General features: G+C 41.3%; 14 protein-coding genes and 1 other annotated feature. Of the genes, 4 read left to right on the top strand and 10 right to left on the bottom strand.

The window, feature by feature from the left end; all coding sequences use genetic code 11:
• Positions 1–166: 166 nt before the first annotated feature.
• Complete coding sequence (locus CZ382_RS08650; protein ID WP_230855985.1) at positions 167–1,486, bottom strand: bifunctional folylpolyglutamate synthase/dihydrofolate synthase; 1,320 nt, start codon at positions 1,484–1,486, stop codon at positions 167–169.
• 150 nt (positions 1,487–1,636) lie between these two features.
• Between CZ382_RS08650 and CZ382_RS08655 the strand changes: the two genes are divergently transcribed.
• Positions 1,637–2,539, top strand: coding sequence for an ATP-grasp domain-containing protein (locus tag CZ382_RS08655; RefSeq protein ID WP_088050776.1), 903 nt, complete (start codon positions 1,637–1,639; stop codon positions 2,537–2,539).
• Positions 2,539–3,408, top strand: coding sequence for an ATP-grasp domain-containing protein (locus tag CZ382_RS08660; RefSeq protein WP_088050777.1), 870 nt, complete (start codon positions 2,539–2,541; stop codon positions 3,406–3,408). The genes CZ382_RS08655 and CZ382_RS08660 overlap by 1 nt, the downstream gene beginning before the upstream one ends.
• Before the next feature lie 37 nt (positions 3,409–3,445).
• On the opposite strand, the gene CZ382_RS08665 is transcribed toward CZ382_RS08660, so the two are convergent.
• A complete protein-coding gene (locus tag CZ382_RS08665) occupies positions 3,446–6,091 on the bottom strand; it encodes a valine--tRNA ligase (RefSeq protein WP_088050778.1) in 2,646 nt (881 codons plus the stop codon).
• A 57-nt stretch (positions 6,092–6,148) separates the two neighbouring features.
• Positions 6,149–6,446: a binding site (T-box leader), on the bottom strand.
• Positions 6,447–6,956: 510 nt separating this feature from the next.
• On the opposite strand from CZ382_RS08665, the gene CZ382_RS08670 reads away from it, so the two are divergent.
• Positions 6,957–7,145 (top strand): hypothetical protein, encoded by a 189-nt coding sequence (locus CZ382_RS08670; RefSeq protein ID WP_088050779.1) that lies wholly within the window; start codon positions 6,957–6,959, stop codon positions 7,143–7,145.
• Here CZ382_RS08670 and CZ382_RS08675 read toward each other — a convergent pair.
• From CZ382_RS08675 to hemA, 8 genes are all read right to left on the bottom strand, one after another.
• Entirely contained in the window at positions 7,142–8,149 is a 1,008-nt protein-coding gene (locus tag CZ382_RS08675; protein WP_159457778.1) for a phosphotransferase, read from the bottom strand. The genes CZ382_RS08670 and CZ382_RS08675 overlap by 4 nt on opposite strands.
• Positions 8,150–8,214: 65 nt before the next feature.
• Positions 8,215–9,339, bottom strand: coding sequence for a stage VI sporulation protein D (spoVID, locus tag CZ382_RS08680; RefSeq protein ID WP_159457779.1), 1,125 nt, complete (start codon positions 9,337–9,339; stop codon positions 8,215–8,217).
• A gap of 186 nt (positions 9,340–9,525) precedes the next feature.
• Complete coding sequence (hemL, locus tag CZ382_RS08685; protein ID WP_088050782.1) at positions 9,526–10,812, bottom strand: glutamate-1-semialdehyde 2,1-aminomutase; 1,287 nt, start codon at positions 10,810–10,812, stop codon at positions 9,526–9,528.
• Positions 10,813–10,835: 23 nt separating this feature from the next.
• Positions 10,836–11,816, bottom strand: a complete 981-nt coding sequence (gene hemB / locus CZ382_RS08690; RefSeq protein ID WP_088050783.1) for a porphobilinogen synthase — start codon at positions 11,814–11,816, stop codon at positions 10,836–10,838.
• Positions 11,817–11,822: 6 nt separating this feature from the next.
• The gene (locus CZ382_RS08695; protein ID WP_088050784.1) at positions 11,823–12,599 is read right to left on the bottom strand and encodes a uroporphyrinogen-III synthase; all 777 of its coding nucleotides are present in this window, start codon (positions 12,597–12,599) and stop codon (positions 11,823–11,825) included.
• Positions 12,599–13,528, bottom strand: a complete 930-nt coding sequence (gene hemC / locus CZ382_RS08700) for a hydroxymethylbilane synthase (protein ID WP_088050785.1) — start codon at positions 13,526–13,528, stop codon at positions 12,599–12,601. Before hemC ends, CZ382_RS08695 begins: the two co-directional genes overlap by 1 nt.
• Positions 13,529–13,540: 12 nt before the next feature.
• On the bottom strand, positions 13,541–14,365 hold the full coding sequence (locus tag CZ382_RS08705) for a cytochrome C assembly family protein (RefSeq protein WP_088050786.1): 825 nt from the start codon (positions 14,363–14,365) through the stop codon (positions 13,541–13,543).
• A gap of 13 nt (positions 14,366–14,378) precedes the next feature.
• Positions 14,379–15,746 carry a glutamyl-tRNA reductase gene (hemA, locus tag CZ382_RS08710; protein WP_088050787.1) on the bottom strand — a complete coding sequence of 456 codons (1,368 nt, stop codon included), beginning with the start codon at positions 15,744–15,746 and terminating at the stop codon, positions 14,379–14,381.
• A 561-nt stretch (positions 15,747–16,307) separates the two neighbouring features.
• On the opposite strand from hemA, the gene CZ382_RS08715 reads away from it, so the two are divergent.
• Positions 16,308–16,790 (top strand): LiaI-LiaF-like domain-containing protein, encoded by a 483-nt coding sequence (locus CZ382_RS08715; protein ID WP_088050788.1) that lies wholly within the window; start codon positions 16,308–16,310, stop codon positions 16,788–16,790.
• The last annotated feature ends 18 nt before the right edge of the window (positions 16,791–16,808 follow it).

Consider the following 16,808-nt stretch of genomic DNA (forward strand, 5'->3'; position numbering starts at 1 on the left):
CAAAAGTGAAGGCTGTACAAGGATGTTCAAAAAGTCACCAAATGATAAGCGGCGAGAGTTTGAACAAGTACTATAACATGGAAAAAAGAATAAGGACCCATCTTCTATTGTTATAGTGTGTAAATCCTCATGAACAGCGACTTTATTTCCTCTCTGACCATAATACCTATTTTCCCCTAAAATATTTCCTGACTTGCAGAATAAAATGCAACGACCCTGTAATAAAAAAAACTTTATCCCGCCGAGCCGTTTCGTTGCAAATTTGCTTAACCGCATGATGCCAGTCTGGTTCTAGCAATTTATTCCTGCATGAGACTGCCCGGTATAACGATTCCGCATTTATTGCTCTCGGATGATCGAATGTTGTAATTGTGATCGATGCAAAGTGGTCACATAACAGATTCAGCATCATTGTTAATTCTTTATCTTTAAAGCCCGCAAAAATCAGATGTCTTTCCCGATCTGGATAATGACGCAAAACTGTTCGAATGAACGACTGAATACCAGCTACATTATGTGCTCCATCAATAATAACGGACGGATTGTCAGAAATGAGCTCGAACCGCCCTGCCAGCTGTGACCTGCCAATCGCGGCTATTGCTTTGTCCCAGGAAACGGGGTAACCATGCATCTTAAGTAACGATAACGCCATTATTGCAACCGATGCATTGATTTCCTGATGTTTCCCCCTCATTTTTAAAGAAACGGTCATTTTTTTACCGCCACAGGACCACATAAAATGTTGGTTGTTTTCTACCTGTCCCATACTCGTAGTTGTAAAATCTTGCGCGAATTGATAAATACGGGCGTTATTTCTATATGCCTCTTGTTCGATAACTGCAAATGCTTCCGGGTTCATATCACCAATGACAACAGGTCTGTCTTGTTTAATAATTCCCGCTTTATGAAAGGCGATTTCTTTTACGGTATTTCCTAAAAAAGCCATATGATCCCGTGTTACATTTGTTATAATAGAGATAATGGGGGTAAAGCAATTTGTCGTATCTTCCCTGCCACCCATTCCCGTTTCAATTAGTGCTATATCGACCTGATCAGCAAAATAAACAAAGGCCATTGCTGTAATAATTTCAAATTCAGTAGGATGATTATTCATGCTATCGAGTTTTTGGATGACAGGATACATCTCATTTAATAAATGTACAAAGGCTGTCTCAGAGATCGGCTGGTCATCGAATAATATATGACCGGTTAACCCAATAGGGCTTGGAGAGGTAAAGACACCAACGCGATTGCCATTTGCTTGTAATGCAGCTTTTAAATAATGAATAGTTGATCCTTTTCCGTTTGTACCGGCAACATGGACTGCTTTTAACTTATGTTGCGGGCAATCAAGCAACTGCAACAATCGGTGCATTCGATCAAGTCCCGGTTTGATCCCGAACATTTTCCTGTTTGCAAAAAATACTGTCGCTTGCTGAAAATTGTCAAACATATGTACACCGCTTTTCTTGAAAAAACTTGGCATTCGCCTCGTCCATAATAGCGGATGCTGAAGTTTTTCTGATACTATAACCCTAAAAAATCTATAGTTCTTAAAGTGCAAAAAATATACCCTTATTATAGCAGGAATATTGACCGAAAAATACTAAACTGGTACATAGAAAGGAACATACTTGTGAACGTAAACGGATGGATTATTTATAATGGCCATTTATCTGGAAATAAGTTCCTTGATTTTGCGGAATGGTTCCATGAGGCTGCGCAAAAACAAGGAATCGAAACGAATTTGTACAAAAATAATGATTTACTTACATATCTTGACGATCGGCGGCTTTCACTAATAGGCGGAAATAGTTTACCCGATTTCGTCATTTTTACCGACAAGGATATTTATTTGGCAAGACAATTGGAATTGCTGGGGATTCGTGTATTTAATCCGGCAAACGCGATTGCCATTAGTGATGATAAAATTGCCACTTATCAGGTTTTAGCCCAGCATCATCTGCCAATCCCGAAGACCATAGCTGCTCCCAAGATTTTCCCAGGATCAGCGACCGTTGAATTGGAAAATATTCGCTCTATCATTGATCAATTAGGATTTCCCATGATAATAAAGGAAGCCTTTGGATCTTTTGGTGAACAAGTCTATTTGGTTCATACCGAAAAGGAGATGATGGATAAGGTAAAGGAAATTCAGGAGCGACCATTTGTATTTCAGGAATTTATTGCAGCAAGTTCAGGAAAAGACATGCGGCTGCAAGTTGTTGGTGATCACGTCGTTGCAGCAATGACCCGGTATGCCTCGAATGATTTCCGGGCGAATGTAACAGCTGGCGGTACGATGGAGGCATACCAGCCATCAGCGATCGAACGGAAAATCGCCGTAGCAGCAACGAAAGCGATTGGTGCCGATTTTGCCGGGGTGGATCTATTATTCGGACCGGACCATACACCAATCATCTGTGAAATTAACTCGAACGCTCATATCCGCAATATGTACGACTGTACGCACATTAATGCTGCCGATTTTATCATCCGCTATATTAGCGAAACGTTGACGAATGAGGGGCGATCGTGATGAAATATAGCGGTTGGCTGCTATACAGTAAAAAAGATGCTGTCCAGAATGAAGCATATATTCAGTGGTTTATCGAAGAAGCTGGGCAAAAAGATATGTCACTCAGGCTTATTTTCCGGGAAGATCTGACAATCGGTATTGCCAGCAATCAGCGAACTGTCCTGTACAACAAGAAACAAGTAAAATTGCCGGACTTCGCTGTTATTCGGACAATAGAGCCATTATTAAGTCTGCATCTGGAAGCACTCGGCGTACCCGTGTTTAATTCATCCAGGATTGCGGTGATATGCAATAATAAAGCATTAACCCATCATCATATCAATTCCCTTGGAATTCCGATGGTAGATACCTTTTTTCTAAAAACCGATAATCTGCCATCACAGCCGCCAATTACCTATCCCCTTGTGGTAAAGGAGGCTCTTGGCAGAGGAGGTAAGCAGGTTTATCTCATTCGTAATCAAGCGGAGTGGGGCAAGCGAAAATCAGCCATTGCGGCAACCGACATCGTTATTCAGGCCTGTAATGTTTCACTCGGAAAAGATGTTCGGGTATTCGTGGTCGGCAAAGAAATTGTTGGCGCCGTAATTAGAGAAAGCAATACCGATTTTCGGGCGAACTATAAACTTGGTGGCTCAGCGAAATGGTATTCCTTAAAGCCTGAGGAAACAGCAATAATCAATAAGATCGTGCAACATTTTGAATTTGATATGGTTGGGATTGACTTTTTACTAGATAAGAATGGAAAACTGCTTTTTAATGAAATCGAGGATGTCGTCGGCTCACGTACACTAAGTGCTGTCAGTGATATAAATATATTAGAAAAATACACGGAACATATAAAACAACAGATTAGCACGAAACAAATATAAGCGGAACTCCATTTTATGATGGAATTCCGCTTTTTCGTTATCCTTTTAATTCACTTAATCGTGCTTTTACCTTAGCCTGCTTTTCCAGATAATCCTGCTCTTTTTGCTTCTCTTCATCTACAACTATTTGTGGTGCTTTTTTTACAAAACCTTCGTTAGCCAGTTTTTTCTGGACACGTTCCACTTCTTTGTTCCATTTGTCCAACTCACTTTCCAGCCGCTTGATTTCCTTATCGAAGTCGATTAACCCTTCTAATGGCAAAAACAGTTCAGCACCAGTAACAACGGCCGACATGGCTTTTTCCGGAACATCTATTTTGCCAGCGATCAGAAGTTCACTTGGATTACAGAAACGCTGCAAGTATTCACGTTCATTTTCCAATTCCTTTAACACAGCTTCATCCTCCGTTTGAATGTACAAGCTGATTGGTTTGGACATCGGTGTATTCACCTCTGCCCTAATATTTCGCACTGCTTTAATAATCGATACGAGCCGCTTCATCTCTTGCGATGCTTTTTCATCATGAAAATCACCCCGGAATTCTGGCCATTTCGCTACGGTAATCGATGGACCCTGATGTGGCAGAGCCTGCCAGATTTCCTCTGTTATAAACGGCATATACGGGTGCAGCATCCGCATCGTATTATCGAGAACGTAGGCAAGAACCGATCTCGTTGTTTGCTTTTTCGCTTCATCATCACCATATAGTGGAATCTTTGCCATTTCAATATACCAGTCACATAATTCATCCCATATAAAATTATACAAATGACGGCCGGCTTCACCAAATTCATATTTGTTGGTGTTTTTCGTAACCTGTTCAATTGTTTCATTCAGCCTGGTTAGAATCCATTTATCAGCCAGTGACAATTCACCAGTTAAATCAATATCCTCATACGAAAAGTCCGCCATGTTCATCAACGAAAAACGGGATGCATTCCATACCTTATTGGCAAAGTTCCACGTTGCCTCTACTTTATCCCAATAAAAACGTAAATCCTGCCCTGGGGATGAGCCTGTTAGTAAAAAGTAGCGTAATGAGTCGGCACCGTATTTGTCGATAACATCCATTGGATCGACACCATTACCAAGCGATTTACTCATCTTGCGTCCTTCTGCATCACGAATCAAGCCATGAATCAGCACATCTTTAAATGGGCGATGCCCGGTAAACTCCTTTGATTGGAAAATCATGCGTGCAACCCAGAAGAAAATAATATCATAACCAGTTACAAGTACATCGGTAGGAAAATAACGCTTAAAATCCTCCGAATCTGTATCTGGCCAGCCCATGGTTGAAAATGGCCAGAGCCCGGATGAAAACCAAGTATCTAGAACATCCTCATCCTGATCCCAGTTTTCTACATCTTCAGGTGCCTCTCTTCCAACATATACTTCCCCTGTCTCTTTATGATACCATGCTGGAATACGGTGGCCCCACCATAGCTGACGAGAGATACACCAATCACGAATATTGTCCATCCAATGCAAATAAGTTCGTTCAAAACGTTCTGGTACAAAATTGACCTTTTCTTCACTGTTTTGTAATGCAACTGCTGCATCAGCTAGTGGCTGCATATCGACAAACCATTGCGTTGACAAATACGGTTCAACCACAGCACCACTTCGCTCAGAATGGCCAACCTGGTGGGTATGATCTTCAATCTTAAATAAAACGCCAGAATCCTGCAGATCTTTTACAATTTGCTTCCGGCATGCAAAACGGTCCATTCCTTCATATTTACCTGCATTTTCATTCATTGTTCCGTCTTCGTTCATCACGAGAATGCGTTCCAGGTTATGGCGATTTCCTACTTCAAAGTCATTTGGGTCATGTGCCGGGGTAATTTTTACCGCTCCCGAACCAAATTCCATATCTACATAATCATCCGCTACAATCTCGATTTCTCGACCGACAATAGGCAAAATTACTTTCCGACCGATCAAATGCTGATAACGTTCATCATCTGGATGAACAGCAATAGCCGTATCCCCAAGCATGGTTTCCGGACGTGTCGTGGCAATCTCAATAGATTCGTCGCTATCCTTCAACGGGTAACGAAAATGATAAAAATGTCCCTGTAATTCCTGATAAATAACCTCGATATCGGAAAGTGCTGTTTTCGTTTGCGGGTCCCAGTTAATAATATATTCTCCCCGGTAAATCAATCCTTTTTCATAAAGGGTAACGAAAACTTCGCGAACCGCATCTGATAACCCATCATCCATTGTGAACCGTTCCCTTGAATAATCAAGGCCAAGGCCAAGCTTTTCCCATTGTTTTCGGATGAAATCAGCATATTCTTCCTTCCATTCCCATACCGTCTCGATGAATTTCTCACGGCCACAATCATAACGGCTTTTCCCTTGTTCCTTAAGCTTTGCCTCTACCTTAGCCTGCGTAGCAATTCCTGCATGGTCCATCCCAGGTAACCATAACACATCATAGCCTTGCATCCGTTTCATCCGCGAAACCGTGTCCTGCATGGTTGTATCCCACGCATGCCCCAAATGCAATTTTCCTGTTACGTTAGGCGGCGGAATGACGATCGTATACGGTTCTTTCGTTTCATCTCCGGTTGCTTCAAAAAACTTGCCATCAATCCAAAATTGGTAACGCCCCTTCTCAATTTCCTGCGGGTTATACTTCGGTGGTAATGATGACCCTTGATCTTTACTCATAAATTACTCCTCCTTTTGAACTGACCTTTTCAGAAAACAAAAAATCCCTTTCATCCAGTAAAGGACGAAAAGGATAGATTTCCGTGGTACCACCTTTGTTTACAAGCAAACTCTTGTACACTCGGCCTTGATAACGGACAAGATCCGGCTTTCTCTAATTTTGGGGAATAAACAAATATATGCACCTGGATTATAAGGCATATCCAGCATCAAGCTAGTGCACGTTTGTTCCCAAATTCAAAAAAGCTGCATCAAGGGCGACCTTCCAGGTAATCTTTCCTGGGAAATTCTCAGCTAACTATTTCCCTCTCTTTTTAGGCGATTATCCTGTACTCTTCCCTATCATCGCATTTCATTTTGTTATTCATTATTTTACTGGTAAAAGGCGAAAAAAGCAATATTAATTATACCTATTGCACAAAACAGCTTGGATTATACATATATTATATTAAAGTTGAGAACAAAGGCGCAAGCGCCCGGTTAGGGAAGGCCGACTAAAACCGGCACGTCCTGTGCCAACGTCGGCATGACCTGCATCCTGCAGGCCCGCGTATATGCTGCGCCCTGCCAAGCAGGGTGGTTCGGTGTTGCTGCGCAAAGCAGCGGTTTTAACCGAACAAACAACCGTAGGAGATAAAGGAAACATGCCCCTAAAAAAGGGGTAGACGTGAGTTGGACGCAAAGTCCGTTCTTAGTCGGCCTTCCTCCTTCCCCGAACCGATGTTGACTTATCGTACGGAGGCGGGTGTTGCATACTAGCCGCTGGGCGCTGGAGCCGGACGTGGCCTACTCTGGTATGAACAGAATAGAGCTGATTTTTATACTTTCTTATCTATCGAAAAAGTGTTCAAAAGAGGTGATTGCTATGGCTCGCTATTATCGTTACAGACTTCCACCATGGGCACGAAACTGTTTGTTTGTGATTGAAAAATGTACCTTGCCTATCCTGATTTTTCAATTATGTCGTACACTGTTCTTCCCGACAACGTTCGATGTTTTCCTGCTGGGTATTATTGTGGGGTTATTTATCGCATTTTATTTAGAATGGATTTAGCTTTCCTGCTCATCATCTGATTCCAGCCATATATCAACATTTTCCGTCCATTTTACTGCAAATGATAATTTCCGGTGACAACGCTGTAATTGCACTACCTGATCAACCTGTGGATATTCCGATGGGTTTTTGCGATATTGCCCTAATCGTGTTATGTACTCCGTTGGGTCTAATAAATAAATGGCAAGCAAAGATAATTCGGTCTCCGTCAGCTTATTTTCTTTGAGATAGACAGGAAACAATTCAATAAGATCATCCATCGGATCATCATAATCGGTCACCACATTAGTAAACAAGTTTGCCAAATCACTTGTTGCATTATCGTGGTGCGCCCTTTCCCAGTTTAGCAAATAGGTTTGATGAGCAAAAATAACATGGGAAAAGTCAAGCTGGCCATGACATAAACTGTATTGCCAATCGGACTCTTGCTTTATGTCATCGATAAATCGATCAACCTGATCTTGTAATACCCGCAACACGAAATCAAGATCACGGAATTGGGTACAAACCAGCAATTCAACAGGCGACATATAACGGTTTTTTTCAAACCTCTCCACAGTTGACAATAATTCGGATCTGTTTTTTGCAAGGTTTGTCCTGTATCGCTTAAAGTTGTTCATGACCTTCTCCTGCTCCATGGGTAATGACTGTTTTGTTATAGCATGAATGGTTCCTGAAGTTTGATACAATCGCTCTATCTGTTGTTTCTGCTCCGTTATATTTTTAATCGGAAGCCATGGTGTCATATAATAAAACGATTGGTCGTCTTTACTATATAGGCTTCCTTGTTCGGTTACGTACACCGGAAGAATCGCTGATAAATTTTGTCTGTACGCCTGGTGGTAAACATTTTCCCAGCCGGATATCGTTTCGTCTGTCATCCTGCTTTCCTTAAGGGCAAAATAATGTTTTCCATCCCATATCCGGTAAAGATTTTCTGTTTTTTGTTCAACCGTAACCGGATGAATTCGATAAGACGCCAATACCTTCTTAACTCTATCCATTGAAAACAGCTCCACTATTAAAAAATTAGACCCCTTGGCACCATATGCAAGGGGTATGTCACGCATTACTTTTTCTTAACTGGAATATATAATACCTGCCCTTCTGATAGCGTTTCATCCTGCAGCCGGTTTTGTTTTATTAATTGCAATGTTGTAATTTTGTACCGGTCGGCAATTGTTTCCAATGTATCCTTTTCCTGAACAATGCATACCCGCATCCTGGAAAAATGCTCTTCGTCATCACGGAACATGTCAGATAAATACCGAACATCTGCTACCTCATCTTCACGGCTTTCCCCACTCTCATGAATTTCCGGCCTTTCGGTACTTTTACTGCTTTCTTCAATCACTGTACTTTCAGGGCTTTCGTAGCTTGCATGACTTTCGTAGCTTTGAGAGCTTTCCCGACTACTTTCATAAACATCATTGGACTCCACAAAATTAGCAGATTCCACTGAAGCATAATGACTGGATTCCATATGTGAGCTTTCCTCAACCGACGGATCCGGCTCGGGATCCGGCTCCTTTTTAAAAAATTCCGTAAAGCTTTGCGACTTTTTACTTTTCCATCGATCGGGTGATGCGGTTTCATCCTGACCGGCAGATAGTATCGGCGTGTCGGTATAACCAATTGATTCTGACTCCTCCGGAAGCTCCAAATCAGGACTCTCTTTTATGTCGAAATTAAATGTATGATCGTTCGAGTCTACAAATTGGTAGTCTGTCTCCGTCGAATTATCACTTGGCCTCTCATCTTGCTCACTAATACCGTGGATTGCAATGGTTGAAACAAATTTAAGCTGATTTTCGCTTGGTAATTCATAATCAAACGAATCAATACTAACCGTTACATCATCTAAATCATCTACCCGATAAGTCGGCACGGAAATTTCTACCGGAAACCGATGGGAAAATTCAGTCCCCCCCTCTTCTGTATCAACAACCCGCTCTACGAAACGCCTCGCATGATAATCATCCTCAAATTCAACTGTATCATCCTGGGTTACACTATCTGTCTTGACATATTCTCCACGAAGTTCGATAACTCCCCTGATCGAAATATACTCATTAAATGCTTGAATGGAAATTTCCGGATCTAACGCAATCCCCCGCATCTCCGCGACTTCCTGTCCCCTTTCAAAATAAAGGGACTCATTTAACTCAAAACTAAAAACATGATCATTTGACAAATGACTTCCTCCCTTCAACATATATATCCAATCTACTAATATGTCTTACTTCACTATATGAAAAAGGATATAAAGATATGCTAAGAAAAACATTGGCGCGATGTTAAGAGGGAAAAAGCAAAGCGGAGATAATCTGCACGGGAGCCATAAAGAAAAGAGCTACCCATTCAAGAGCAGCTCTTTAACTCATTTTTTTATTTTTGCAAATGCATTCCTTACTGCTAGGATCGTTTTTTCAATATCTTGATCCGTATGTGCTGTTGAAAGGAATAATCCTTCAAATTGTGATGGTGGTAAAAAGATTCCTTCCTCAGCCATGGCACGATAATATTGCGCAAAGTAATCCAGATTGGAGAGCCTCGCAGTTTCATAATTAATAACTGGTTCGTTCGTGAAGAAGACGCCAACCATTGATCCTGCACGATTAATATGCAATGGAATCGAAAAGTCAATCGCAGCTTGTTTATATCCTTCGACTAAACGATCTATTTTCTGATTCAGTTTTTCGTATTCATTCTCGCTCATGGCATTTAATGTCTCGTAACCAGCAGTCATTGCTAACGGGTTACCCGATAACGTTCCCGCTTGATAAATGGTTCCTGTAGGTGCAATACTTTCCATTATTTCTCTTTTTCCTCCGAAAGCACCGACTGGCAAGCCACCGCCAATTACTTTTCCTAGACAGGTTAAATCGGGAGTAACACCAAAATAACCTTGTGCACAATGGTAGCCGACCCGGAAGCCGGTCATGACTTCATCAAAGATTAGCAGTGTACTATTGGCGTCCGTGATTTTTCTCAATTCTTGTAAAAAGTTTTCCTGTGGTGGCACAACACCCATGTTTCCGGAAACAGGTTCAACGATTACCGCGGCAATTTCATCACCGTAGTTCGCAAAAGCCAACCGTAAACTTTCTACATCATTATAGGGAACAGTAATCGTGTTTTGCGCAATTGACTCCGGAACACCGGGAGAATCAGGTAATCCTAGCGTAGCGACACCAGACCCAGCTTTAATCAATAAAGAATCGCCATGCCCATGGTAACAACCCTCAAATTTGAGAATTTTATCGCGGCCAGTATAACCTCTGGCAAGTCGTAATGCACTCATCGTTGCTTCAGTACCGGAGTTCACCATTCGTACCATTTCAATCGATGGTACACGATCAATCACCAGCTGGGCCAATTTATTTTCCAGCACTGTTGGTGCACCAAAACTAGTCCCTTTTTCAGCTGTTTCCTTCAATTTTTCCACAACACGATCATCTGCATGTCCTAAAATGAGCGGGCCCCAGCTTAAGACGTAATCAATATACTCATTACCGTCGATATCGATTATTTTCGATCCTTTGCCACGATCCATAAAAATCGGGGACATCCCAACCGACTTGAAGGCCCGAACAGGGGAATTGACTCCGCCAGGCATCAGGTCAACCGCTTCTTTGTAGGCATCAATTGACGTATCAAAATTCATTTTATCACCCCATCTAAATAGTATTATTCAGCCAGCCACTTCGCTACATCTTTAGAAAAATACGTAATGATTAAATCCGCACCAGCACGTTTCATCGCCGTTAATTTTTCCATGACTAATTCTCGTTCATTAATCCAACCATTTTGTGCCGCCGCTTTAACCATGGAATATTCCCCGCTGACATTGTATGCAACAATTGGCGCATTAAATTGATTTCGGACATCACGGACAATATCAAGGTAGGACATTGCCGGTTTTACGATAAGAAAGTCTGCTCCCTCTTCCATATCCGATTCCGCTTCCCTTAATGCCTCCAGTCGATTTGCCGGGTCCATTTGATAAGTTTTGCGGTCACCGAATTGTGGGGCACTGTCTGCAGCATCACGGAATGGTCCATAAAATGCAGAGGCATATTTTACTGCATAGGACATGATCGGAATATTCTTGAACCCTGCTTCATCCAATGCACGCCGGATCGCCGCAACAAAACCATCCATCATATTAGACGGTGCAATAATATCCGCTCCTGCCTTTGCCTGTGATAATGCTGTTTTCGCCAATAACTCAAGTGATTCATCATTTGCAACATCTTCATGATGGATAACACCACAATGCCCATGTGAAGTGAATTCACATAAACATGTATCAGCAATGACAAGCATTTCCGGTGCCTTATCTTTAATTTCGCGAATTGCCTTTTGGACAATCCCTTGATCAACGAATGCACCTGTACCTGATTCATCTTTTTCATTTGGCACACCAAAGAGGATAACGGCTTTAATGCCAAGCGCTTGTAATTCAGCCATTTCAGCAGCCAGATAATCCAAGGAAAGCTGAAAAACGCCGGGCATGGACGGTACCTCGTTTTTAACATGCTCCCCTTCGACAACAAATAACGGGTATATTAAATCATCTTTATTTACTTGGTTTTCTCTTACTAAATCACGCATCGCTTTTGACGAACGCAGCCGGCGATGGCGTTTAAACTGTAATGTTTCAGTCATGTCAATCTATCCTTTCTGGGAAATATACGTACACATTTTTTCTACCATACCTTCGATCGTGAATTGCTCCGGTACGATCGTATTCGTGAATCCGTACCACTTCGCTTTTTGTTCGGTCGTTGTTCCAATGCAGGCACACGGAACTTTTTTTACTTCTTCTTTATGGGCCTCATTCATTTCGATAAATGCTTCCACTGTTGAGGGACTTGTGAATGTAATCATGTCAAATTGATGATTGCTGATCAATTCATTTAATCTATCTTTGATCGTCTGATTAAAAATGGTTTCATACACTTCTATTATATCAAAGGAAATATTGTTTTCAGCCAATTGCTCTGGCAGCACCTGACGTGACCGGTTCCCCCTGATAAGCAGAACTGGACTAATGGAAGGAAAACGAGTCAAGATCTCTTCCGCCATCACAGCCGCATTATAGGTGGAGGGAATGAATTCAGCCGCATAACCGTACTTTTTCAGTGCATCCTCTGTTTTATGACCGACCACTGCAAGCTTCGTTTTTTCTAACAGATTGTACGAAACGTTATTTTCGCTCATGATTTGAAAAAAGCAGCGCACACCATTTGCACTGGTGAAAAATATCCAGCGATACATAGGTAAATTTTCCAGCATTTCCATATGTCCTGCTTCTTTTTTACATGTAATTTTTAAAAGTGGGGCTTCAATCGGCTGCCCGCCAAATTGGCTAACCTTTTCAGATAGCTCCTTCGCCTGATTTTTCTCCCGGGTAATTAAAATACGTTTTCCATGCAATGAAAAAGGCATTACTCGTCAAGCTCCTCTTTTACATCTTCAACGATATCCTTTGCTCCCCGTTTGATCAATCTTTCGGATGCTTCCTTGCCCACTGCGACTGGGTCGGTACCACGGACAACTTCTTTTAAAACCGTTTTGCCATTTGCTGTAGCGACTAAAGCAATTAAGACTACTTCCTCTCCTGCCAAATGTGCATAACCGGCAATTGGTATTTGGCAGCCGCCCTCGAGTAAATGTAAAAAGGTTCGTTCTGCTGTTACTGTTTTTGTCGTATATTCATCGTTTAATTTTTGCAATAAATCTCTTACTTCCTGATCCTCCTCCCGACACTCAATCGCCAGCGCACCCTGTCCTACTGCCGGTACACACATATCGGGATCCAAATATTCGGTGATCAAATCCTCGCTCCAGCCCATCCGTTTCAGTCCGGCTGCTGCCAGAATAATAGCATCGTAATCTTCCTCTTCCAATTTACGCAGGCGTGTTTCAATATTACCTCGTATCGATTTGATTGTAACATCCGGTCTTACTGCCAAAACCTGTGCGGCCCGGCGTAAACTGCTTGTCCCAACAATTGCACCTTCTGGTAAATCGGTTAGTGGGAGATGATTTTTTGCGATATACGCATCCCGATGATCCTCACGAACCGGGATCGAACCTATTATCAGTCCCTCGGGAAGCTTAGCCGGCATGTCCTTCATACTATGAACAGCAAAATCAATTTCCTTATCATACATGGCTTGCTCAATTTCTTTTACAAATAAGCCCTTGCCGCCAACCTTTGACAATGTGACCTCCAGAATACGGTCTCCTCGCGTAACGATTTTCCTGATTTCAAATTCATTTTGCACACCTGTTTTTTTTAATTGCTCGATAACCCACTCCGTCTGCGTTAGCGCCAGATTACTTTTTCTGGACCCAACAACAATTTTACGCATTATCATATCCTCCTATGATCCAAAATGAAAATTCGATAAGATACTTGACAGAAAGAAATTAACTAATAATATCAAAAAGGCCGCGGTATTATAAACTGATATTGCTTTACCTTGATACCCTTTTATCAGCCGCAAAAGCAAATAGAGAATATAAATAAACAGGACAAACAGCGAACCGATCGTTTTTAAATCTAACCAGTAAAACTCGGCACCCGCCACCTTTGCCCAGACAAAACCTAATATTATTGCAATTAAGAGAAGCGGTACACCCAATGTGACAGCCATAAAGGAATAGATGTCAAGCCGTTTTAAATCGCCAAAACGCCACATCCACTTTAACCCTTTCTTTTGTTTTAAAAACCGATATTGAACAATATACATGATCGATAACAAAAAAGAAATTGTAAAAAATCCGTACGATATGATTGCCAACGTAATGTGGGCGATCAAAAGCTCGTTAACCAATTCAATTCCGCGCTGCCCGATTGATTCCTGTGCTTTTGTTGAAATGTATAATAATAAGATAAAAAATCCGAATACATTTGTAAAAAACACAATGAAATGTATGGAAAATAATTTATTAATTACTAGCGAGAAAGTGACGAGCACCCATGAATAAAAGAAAAGACTGTCATAGATTGTAAATACAGGAAACGTCGCTTTAAAAAGTATTTCGCTTAACAGAGATACGGTTTGTATAACCCAAACCATACTAAGTAACCAGAAGGCAATTTTATTTACCCTCCGGTTATGCTGAATAAAATCAATAAAGTATCCGACTAAACTAAGACCATAAATAATAAGAATAATTTCGTAAAGCCATTTTGATTCTGTCATACGAAAGTTCCTTTCATCTTACTGAATTTACGTTTTCCAGTTTGGGAAAGGATACATTATTAATTTGGTTGGTTTTGATATTTTTCTTTTGCTGTTCCTGCAATTCGGTTTTCACTTCATCTTCAATCCCGAAAATGTCGATAAATAGTGACAAGAATTCATCAGCTTTCTCGCTCGCTGCCAATTCCTTCGCTTGGGTAACAGGCTCTTTTAACAATTGATTGATAATACTTTTCGTATGTTTATTTAAAACTTTTTTCTCGCGTACCGTTAAGTCCGGTATCTTTCGTTCAATACTTTTCATCGTTTCGGCTTGAATTGCCAATGCCTTTTTTCTTAGTGCCGTGATAACCGGGACGACACCCAATGTTTGCAGCCATTCATTGAATGCCACAATTTCCGCTTCCAGCATGATTTCAATCGATTCGGCAGCTTTTTTTCGGGTAGCTAAATTTTCATCCACAATATGCTGCAAGTCATCAATATCGTACAGAAACACACTGTCTAACTCGCTAATTTTTGGATCTAAATCCCTTGGTACGGCAATATCCACCAGAAAAAGTGGACTGCCTTTCCGTTTTTTCTGGATCGGTTCCAGTTCTTCTTTTGTCAAAACAACCGAATCCGAGCCGGTTGAGCTGATCAGAATGTCTGCATGGTGCATGACATCTAATAAATTAGCTGACTGTTCCGCTTTCGCCTGAAATTTTTCCGCAAGCAATTCGGCTTTTTCGATTGTCCGGTTCATTACCGTTATATGTGTTGCGCCTGAACCATGAAGATTTTTGGCCGCTAACGTACCCATTTTACCAGCACCAAGAATTGCCACATGTTTGTTTTCCAAATCGCCGAATATTTTCTTTGCCAGCTCTACAGCAGCATAACTGACCGATACGGCCTGTTCACCAATTGTTGTTTCCTTATGCACACGTTTAGCAAAGGTAATCGCTTGTTTAAACAGCTCATTAAAAATAGTTCCAGTCGTTTTCTTCCTTTGGGCCGTTTGAAATGCTTGTTTTACCTGACCAAGTATTTGTGTTTCTCCAAGGATCATGGAATCCAGACCTGATGCTACACGAAAAAGATGTTCAATTGCGGCATCCCCTTCAACAATTCGCAAGTAGGAGGTAAATTCATCTTTACCCACTTGAAACCAATCTGCCAAAAATTGTTTAATATAGTAACGACCTGTATGAATCTGATCAACTACCGCATAAATCTCCGTGCGGTTACAAGTCGAAACAATGACATTTTCGAGAATACTCTTGCGTTCCTTTAGAAGTTCCATCGCATGATCAATCGTCTGTTCCGAAAATGTCAGTTTTTCCCTAATTTCCACCGGGGCTGATTTATAATTGAAGCCAACCTTTATAATATGCACTGTATTTACCCCCAAAATTCAAAAGCGGAAGTGCCCGGTTAGCGGCTAGAGTGCTCTCGCCCTGCCAAGCAGGGTGGTTCGGTGTTGCCGCCCAAAGCGGCGGTTTTAACCGAACAAACAACCGCAGGAGATAAAGGAAACATGCCCCTGCAAAAGGGGTATGCCGACGTTGGGCGCAAAGCCCGTTCTTAGTCGGCCTTCCTCCTTCCCAGAACCGATGTTGACTTATCGTACGGAGGTGAGGGAAGCACACTAGCCGCTGGGCGCTGGAGCTGGACGTGGCCAAACCACGATACCCAACAATACGCTTAGTTCTTATCTATATACTATCCACACTTCTTAATACTAACACCCATTATAACATGAACAATCCCGCTTATTTTTTCAAATTGTGAACAGATTATGAAACAATATGATACGATAAGACGTATAGGATGTTTAAGTAAAAATAACACCTTACTTGAATTGAACTCGTTAGTACTTTATCACAACGATACATAGGAAGCAAGAAATCAACCTGTTTAGACACTATCAGAATAACCTTTTGAAAGGAAGCCATTTATGAAGAAACAAAACTCTTTCGCCGGGTATCTATTGATCGGTATTGGAGGATATTTCCTGCTGCGTGAACTGAAGGTACCGATCATTACTGATTTTTATTCCTGGACAACACTTTTAATTATTATCGGTTTAGCTTTACTTATTCATAGCTATAGTTCCAAAGATTATCAAAACTTATTCGTCGGAACGATTATTTTAGGCCTGGGTATTCACTTTCATGGTATGAATCATTATGCTTTTTGGATTGATCATTGGGCTGTTTATCCGCTTATTGTCGGAATTGCTTTTATCGTACGTTCGCTTAAAACAAAGAAAGGATTATTACCAGGTGTGATTCTAATTGGCGGTTCACTGCTGTTGATCTTTTCCATCCAATTGCCTGCCTGGTTTAACTGGATTTATATTATAGTTGATTATTTGGAAAGGTACTGGCCAATTGCTATTATTATCATCGGTATTTTTTTGTTGAAAAGAAAAAAATAAGCCTCCTGCACATTCGGC

Origin of the sequence: Virgibacillus dakarensis (genome assembly GCF_900155625.1) — a bacterium.
Taxonomy (GTDB): Bacteria; Bacillota; Bacilli; order Bacillales; family Amphibacillaceae; genus Lentibacillus_C; species Lentibacillus_C populi.

Coding starts and splice junctions, on each gene's coding strand:
- CZ382_RS08695 (WP_088050784.1), bottom strand. CDS start 12,599: ATGCCTTTTTCATTGCATGGAAAACGTATTTTAATTACCCGGGAGAAA.
- hemC (WP_088050785.1), bottom strand. CDS start 13,528: ATGCGTAAAATTGTTGTTGGGTCCAGAAAAAGTAATCTGGCGCTAACG.
- CZ382_RS08675 (WP_159457778.1), bottom strand. CDS start 8,149: ATGGATAGAGTTAAGAAGGTATTGGCGTCTTATCGAATTCATCCGGTT.
- CZ382_RS08650 (WP_230855985.1), bottom strand. CDS start 1,486: ATGCCAAGTTTTTTCAAGAAAAGCGGTGTACATATGTTTGACAATTTT.
- CZ382_RS08665 (WP_088050778.1), bottom strand. CDS start 6,091: ATGAGTAAAGATCAAGGGTCATCATTACCACCGAAGTATAACCCGCAG.
- hemL (WP_088050782.1), bottom strand. CDS start 10,812: ATGAATTTTGATACGTCAATTGATGCCTACAAAGAAGCGGTTGACCTG.
- CZ382_RS08715 (WP_088050788.1), top strand. CDS start 16,308: ATGAAGAAACAAAACTCTTTCGCCGGGTATCTATTGATCGGTATTGGA.
- hemB (WP_088050783.1), bottom strand. CDS start 11,816: ATGACTGAAACATTACAGTTTAAACGCCATCGCCGGCTGCGTTCGTCA.
- CZ382_RS08670 (WP_088050779.1), top strand. CDS start 6,957: ATGGCTCGCTATTATCGTTACAGACTTCCACCATGGGCACGAAACTGT.
- CZ382_RS08660 (WP_088050777.1), top strand. CDS start 2,539: ATGAAATATAGCGGTTGGCTGCTATACAGTAAAAAAGATGCTGTCCAG.
- CZ382_RS08705 (WP_088050786.1), bottom strand. CDS start 14,365: ATGACAGAATCAAAATGGCTTTACGAAATTATTCTTATTATTTATGGT.